The organism is Microbacterium sp. 2RAF4, assembly GCF_052115285.1.
GTDB classification, from domain to species: Bacteria; Actinomycetota; Actinomycetes; order Actinomycetales; family Microbacteriaceae; genus Microbacterium; species Microbacterium oxydans.
The window spans coordinates 1873811-1879856 of the sequence record NZ_JBFRGI010000002.1 but is presented as its reverse complement, the minus strand read 5'-3'; the positions used below and the strand labels follow the sequence as shown (position 1 = coordinate 1879856).

Annotated in this window: 6 protein-coding genes; 3 read left to right on the top strand and 3 right to left on the bottom strand. The window is 62.8% G+C overall.

Translation table 11 applies throughout. The features are described 5' to 3' along the window. Positions 1-420 precede the first annotated feature (420 nt). A complete protein-coding gene (locus AB4070_RS13500; protein WP_441980538.1) occupies positions 421-960 on the bottom strand; it encodes a hypothetical protein in 540 nt (179 codons plus the stop codon). A gap of 66 nt (positions 961-1026) precedes the next feature. Here AB4070_RS13500 and AB4070_RS13495 point away from each other — a divergent pair, with 66 nt between their 5' ends. Beyond that, positions 1027-2079 carry a hypothetical protein gene (locus tag AB4070_RS13495; protein ID WP_441980537.1) on the top strand — a complete coding sequence of 351 codons (1053 nt, stop codon included), beginning with the start codon at positions 1027-1029 and terminating at the stop codon, positions 2077-2079. Between the two features lie 95 nt (positions 2080-2174). Beyond that, positions 2175-3305, top strand: a complete 1131-nt coding sequence (locus tag AB4070_RS13490) for a GTPase family protein (RefSeq protein ID WP_113680182.1) — start codon at positions 2175-2177, stop codon at positions 3303-3305. 45 nt (positions 3306-3350) lie between these two features. Here the strand turns inward: AB4070_RS13490 and AB4070_RS13485 are convergent, their stop codons facing one another. Then, positions 3351-4436 carry a type I restriction endonuclease gene (locus AB4070_RS13485; protein ID WP_378876087.1) on the bottom strand — a complete coding sequence of 362 codons (1086 nt, stop codon included), beginning with the start codon at positions 4434-4436 and terminating at the stop codon, positions 3351-3353. 96 nt (positions 4437-4532) lie between these two features. On the opposite strand from AB4070_RS13485, the gene AB4070_RS13480 reads away from it, so the two are divergent. Beyond that, positions 4533-5615 carry a hypothetical protein gene (locus AB4070_RS13480; RefSeq protein ID WP_441980536.1) on the top strand — a complete coding sequence of 361 codons (1083 nt, stop codon included), beginning with the start codon at positions 4533-4535 and terminating at the stop codon, positions 5613-5615. Here the strand turns inward: AB4070_RS13480 and AB4070_RS13475 are convergent. After that, positions 5605-6015 carry a (deoxy)nucleoside triphosphate pyrophosphohydrolase gene (locus AB4070_RS13475; protein WP_378876089.1) on the bottom strand — a complete coding sequence of 137 codons (411 nt, stop codon included), beginning with the start codon at positions 6013-6015 and terminating at the stop codon, positions 5605-5607. The two genes, AB4070_RS13480 and AB4070_RS13475, sit on opposite strands and share 11 nt — an antisense overlap. Positions 6016-6046 lie beyond the last annotated feature (31 nt).

The following is a 6046-nucleotide window of genomic DNA, read 5'->3' as shown; positions in this document are numbered from 1 at the left end:
CTTTGATCCAAAGGAATTCTCACCCAGCCGAAGCTAGACGAGGATAATTTGGCATTTGACAAGTGCACGCTGTTGAGTTCTCAAGGATCGGATGCTCCCACGACCCAGCCATCACAGCCAGGCCCGCAGGGCAACTTCTCTATCTTACCGATCTCGTTTCCGTTGTCAAGTCCGAATTTCTTCGGCCTTGCCGTGGGAACGGATCAGCATCCTTCATCCTGCTCACTCAGTGAGTGTGTGGGATTCGGGAGGTGTTAGCTGCTTGACGGGAGCCGGTCCGAGGACCTCCGCTCAACCGTTTGGGGCGAACAAGTAATAAGTTACGCGGATCCCGGGGATCGGGCAAATCAGGGCTGACCGCCGGGCGTGTCGCGCACGCTGCGCCACAGATCCGCGCGAGTCCTCCGCTCTCTTCGTGAGTCACTCGACGGTCATGGGCGTGGTCGTGACGTCGATGCCCCCGAAGGGGAAGGGACTGAAGACCGTCCATGAGCCAGAGGTGAATCCCTCCATAGGGATCAGGAAGAACCACACGAGAGAGACGATGATCGCGAAGCCCACGAGCGCCGAGACTCCGATGGCCGCGCGGTGCAGTGTCTTGAGGGCGGTGTTTTCGTCGCTCGCCTTCATCACGCGCCCGAGGGTGATCAGCACGATCGCGGCGATGCCTATGTAGACCAGGGGGCTGGGGCTGAGCGTCAGATCGATACACACAGGCGCCTGGTCGGTCGGCTGTCCCGATGAGTCGATGAAGTCGCCGCTCCCGTTGACGCCACCGGGGCAGTAGCTCCGGCTCGCGACCATGAGTGTGGAGTACACGAAGACGGCGACCAGGGTCGTGATCAGGACGCGTCGGATCTCCGCGATGACCGCGGCGCCGGGGAGGCCTGCTGCGGCGGCGACTGCCGGCGTGGTCGATGCGAGCGACAAAAGGGCCTCCTTGGTGGGCGGTCGTCTCATGATGGCGCAGCGGGTGGAGGGAGGGAAGGCCGGCGAGCGGAGGCATGGCTCGGTTAGGCTCGCGCCATGTCGCTCAGAGGAGATGGTCACCCCCGGACTCGGGTGCTCGTGTGGGCCCAGCTTCGCCTCGCGAGCGATCTCCGCGAGGCGCCGGTCGAGGCGCAGATGCTCGACGACCTCAACAAAGGCGAGAGGTACGAGGTCGACGTCAAGACGGACGAGCCTTGGGAGGATCTCGAGTGCGCGATACGCGACTTCGATCCTCACGTGTTCCACTTCATCGGGCATGGCAAGCGCGGAAGGCTCGAGGTGGCCAGGCATGACCACCAGGGGATGCCCACCCCCTCGACCGCAACGCCACGCGAGCTGCACGCCGCGCTTCGAGACGCGCACAGCCTCGACGGCGTCTTCTTGAATGGATGCGAGACCTCGCAGTGGGCGCCGCACCTCATCCCCCAGGGCGGATGGTTCATCGGAGCGAATCGGAAGGTCGACGACGCCGGGGCGCGACTCTTCGCCGAGAAGTTCTACGAGCTATTCGAAGCGCGATCCCCGAACCGAAACGCGTTCGACGGTGCCCTCGGCCACGTCGCGAACACAAGTGGACATTCACAACCGCCGATCGTCCGATGGGTGGAGGACCCGGACCCCGAGGACTTCCTCCACAAGGTGTTCGACCGCGAGGCGTTCCGCGCATCGGTGGGTCGCGAATCCTCGATGCAGGAGCTGAAAGACGCCTTGAAGGGAATCACGAAGTCGCTACGTGGCCGTCGGTTGATCACGCGTGAGACCCTCGGCGTGCCGAACGTCGTGCACTGTACCGAGCCGCTCGATCCGCAGGCGGTAGATGTGATCCGGCGCAGGATGAGCGCCGTGAACTTCGACTTCAGGCAGCTTGCCCAAGAGTTCTCCTCCGTCCCCAACCTCGGCAGTTCGCTAGACAGAATCCCTCAACCGGACAGACGACGCTTTCTGCTCCTTGCCGACAGGCTGGACAATTCGCGAAACGAGACGATCAATGCCGTGAACGAACTACTCCCTCTCTCCCTCTGGCTGCCGGAGGTCGAGTTGACGTCGTCGACCGTGGGTCCGGACTGGGTGAACCACGGCCCGGAGTGAGGCAGCGAGAGTTCAGGTGTGCCCCGATACGCTAGCCGTGAGCGAGGGGGGAGCTTCGCCGCCAACCGGGGCCACGGCCTCAGAGGGAGTGCGCAATGACGGGTGAAACCTTCTCTGAAGACGAGTTCCGCAGTCAGTGGAAAGAGCAGGCGGACGAGATCGGCCGCTTCAACCTCGCCATCTTCGGCAAGACAGGTGTCGGGAAGTCGACGCTGATCAACGCGATCTTCGGCGAGGAGGTCGCTCCCACCGGCGTCGGCGAGCCCGTCACGATGGACGAGCATCTCTACATCCATCGTTCCGGCTTCCTCGGCCTGCTCGACACCCGTGGTCTCGAGATCGGCAAGGACACCGATGAGCTGATCCGCGAACTCGGCGACTACCTGAAGAAGATGCGCCAGCGCCCTCTCTCCGAGCAGATCCACGTCGCCTGGTACTGCGTCCGGGCGACGGACCGGCGGTTCGAGGACACCGAGGCGGAGTTCATCCGTCGCCTGCACGAGCTCGGCCTGCCTGTCGTCGCCGTTCTGACGCAGGTGCCGTCGCGGAACGGCGAGTATCACGCCGACGCTCTGACCCTGGCGGATCACATCGCCGGGCTCGACCTGCCGATCGTGGGAGGCCGTCCGATCCTGGTGATGTCGACGGCGGACGAGTTCACCGGCCAGGTTCAGCACGGGCTCACGGAGCTCGTCGATGCCACGTTTCGCGCAGCTCCCGAGGGTGTTGAAGCAGCGTTCGCAGCCGCTCAGAAAGTCGATCTGGCAAGAAAGCGCAAGCAAGCTCAGACAGTTGTCCGCGCGGCTGCCACGGCGGCGTTGACGGTCGGAGCGATCCCGATCCCCGTTGCCGACGCCGGTGTGCTTGTCCCCATTCAGCTCGGGATGATGGCGAGGGTCGCGGCGATCTACGGCGTGAGGGTCGAGACCGCCACGATCGCGGCGACCGCGGCGACCGTCGCCGTCTCTGCCGCGGGACGAAGCGCCGTCGCCGGACTCCTGAAGTTCATCCCCGGAGCCGGAACCGTGGTGGGCGGCGTGATCTCGGGCACCGTCGCCAGCACGTTCACCCTGGCGATCGGTTACGCATGGGCGGTGGTCTGCGGGGAGCTCACGCAGGGTCGGCTGCGAGGCGTCGACGGCGCGCTCGACAGCAACCTGGTGCGCGAGCTGTTCCAGACGCAGGTCGGTGTGTGGTTCAAGAAGGTGAGTGGCGGGCGGGGTTGAGTCGCGTTCCGCACCCAACCGAGGCGCCGCCACTCGCCCTTCGGACTAGTCCTTATATCTGCGAACGGCCTCGCGGATTCCATCCGCGTGCGAATAGATCTCATCGAGCTCTTCGATCGCGTGCCGCGTCTCGACCTTGTCCTCGTCCAACAGCCCCAGGTACTTCTGCTTCCCGTTGAAGTGAAGACGGGCCACAGGCTTCCGGTTGTTGTCATCGAGCAGCACGGCGAAGTAGCTCTTCGCATCGCGGTGCGTGACGCGCTGCGGCTTGACCTCGCCACAAGCGATCGCCTTCACGATCTGGTAGCCCTCTAGCTCTTCGAGAGTGGTCTCAATCTCGGTGTCGCGGTCGAGGTCTGCTTCCGCGACCTCAGTACTCGTCGCCGGCGAAGGGTCTGACGTGTGCGTAATTCCGCTCACGCCGAGGGCGGTCTTCAGACGATCATTCACACGCTCGTTCAGGAACTGGTGCGCCGCCTTGCCAACCAGCCCCGTAAACTGCTGCCGCACTTTCTGTGTGTAAGAGCCGTCGTAGACACGCGTCGCGAAGAACTTGATCCACTCGTCAGTCGGTTCGCGAAACTGGCTGGCGATCTCTCGCTTGAGGGCACCAATGTACTTGAGCTCCTCGGCCGCGCTGATGATGGAGTCGAGGTCGAAACTCTCCTTGCTCAGCTTCTGAATCTCCGGGATCAGAGTCTCGTCGATGTCGAGCAGGTCGAGCACGAGGAACGGCTTAGCGTCCATCCGGTTCGGAGCGTCGAGGTCAGTGTAGAAGTGCCAGACCACGCCGTTCGTCAGAACAGCGATGCGCGCGTTCGTGACGGCGAAGTAACGGAAGAGCTGCGAAGCGTGCTCGATCTTGAGTGACCCCATCGACGGCTTGCACTCGATGAGGATCTGAACCTCACTGTCACGCATGATGGCGTAGTCAATCTTCTCGCCCTTCTTCGTCCCCACGTCGGCCGTGAACTCAGGGACGACCTCGAGCGGGTCGAAGACGTCGTAACCAAGAATCGTCGAGATGAACGGCATGACGAACGCATTCTTCGTTGCCTCCTCGGTCCCGATCGCCGTCGCCTGGTTTTTCACCTTCGTTGCGAGGGAATCGAGACGCTCTGAAAACTCCACCGTTGCTCCGCTCTTCGTTGAACACGCTTTAGTCCAGACGATAGCGGACCCTGGAGCGAAGCATGGACGGTGCGGCATATCGATATGCTGCGTGGCGTGAGCACAACGACGCCGGCCCGACTATCGCTGGAGTTGAACGTCACCCAGAAGCGCATCCGTGGCTTCCTCGGAGAGCAGTACGGCAGGCCACCCGAAGGCGCCGCCGGATGGGAACTCGACGACATCCAGGCTGACGCTGTGCGGGCTCGGTTCGATCGGCAGCTCCGACCCACCGATCCGAAGGTCTGGACGTTGGAGATCGGCGACACCGTGCTGCGACGAGAGTTGCACGCTGCCTACAGGGGTCAAGAGCAGGGCGGGATCATCACGCCCAAATCGATTCCCGACATACTCGTCATCACTAGCCCGGAAAGCGGAGCGAGGCACGGGTACGACACTTTTGAAGGGCTGCAGGGAGACGGTTCTTTTCTCTACACGGGCGAAGGTCAGTACGGTCCGCAAGTATTCGCCCGCGGGAACACTGCGCTTCGAGACGCCGCCAAGAACGGCCGCCCCATCCGCCTGTTCACCAAACACGGCACCTACGTCACCTACATTGGGGAGTTCACCACTGGCGAGCCAGCGTTCAGCATCGAGACAATCCCGGACTCGGACGGGAATCCTCGCGAAGGAATCATCTTCAAGCTTGTGCCGGTTGACGCCGATGTGGAAGCACTCGATGCACCATCCGAGCCCCTCCCGGAAATCGCGCACGCCTCGTCTTGGACACCGCCCAAGTCTTCGTCGTACGTCGTTGCAGCCCCACTCATCCCTGGCGAGCGCGTCGTCTCCCGAATCGAGTTCGAGTTGCAGAAGGACTTCGGGCAGTGGATCAGGTCCCGTGGTGAGACTCCTCAGCGCCTTCGCCTTACCTCCGCAGGAGCCGCGATCGAGCCCGATCTTTACGTCTCAGAGTCAGGCTGGGTTGTCGAGGCGAAGAAGTCGCCCGCTCGCGAATACGTTCGCACCGCGATTGGACAAGTCCTCGACTACTCGCGGCTGGTTCGGGAGTCCGGCAGGCCCGGGATCCCCGTCATCTTGCTTCCCAGCAGACCAATCGCTCACCTCGAAGCCTTGCTGTCCGATCTGGGCATCCTTCTAGTGGTCCGCGATGACGAGGAGTTCGTGGTCATCGATTAGGGTCCTCGGCTGCAAGTTCCGCGACTGCTGGCAGATCCGGGGCGGCCCATTCGAGATCAGGCAGGTCGCTGTGACCAACCCAGCGCAGTTCATCATGGTCGAGACTCTGCGTCGGTGGCTCTCCAAGCAACTTGGCGCGAAGGCAAATGAGGCGGATCGTGCTCTCTCCGACCAAGGTCTCGTCGGTTCGAAGCGGAGCGATGACCTCGATGGAGGTGCTGAGCTCTTCGCGTATCTCTCGCACCAAAGCCTCGCTGTGCGTCTCGCCCTTTTCGAGTTTGCCGCCGGGGAACTCCCATTTCCCTCCAGCGGCCTTCTCCGGTCGGCGGCGGCACGCCAGGATCTTGCCTTCATGCTCGATGACGGCTGCAACGACCTCGATAACGCGGCTCTCGCTCACTATGCCTCCGAGAGCAAGCTAACAGGGAGTG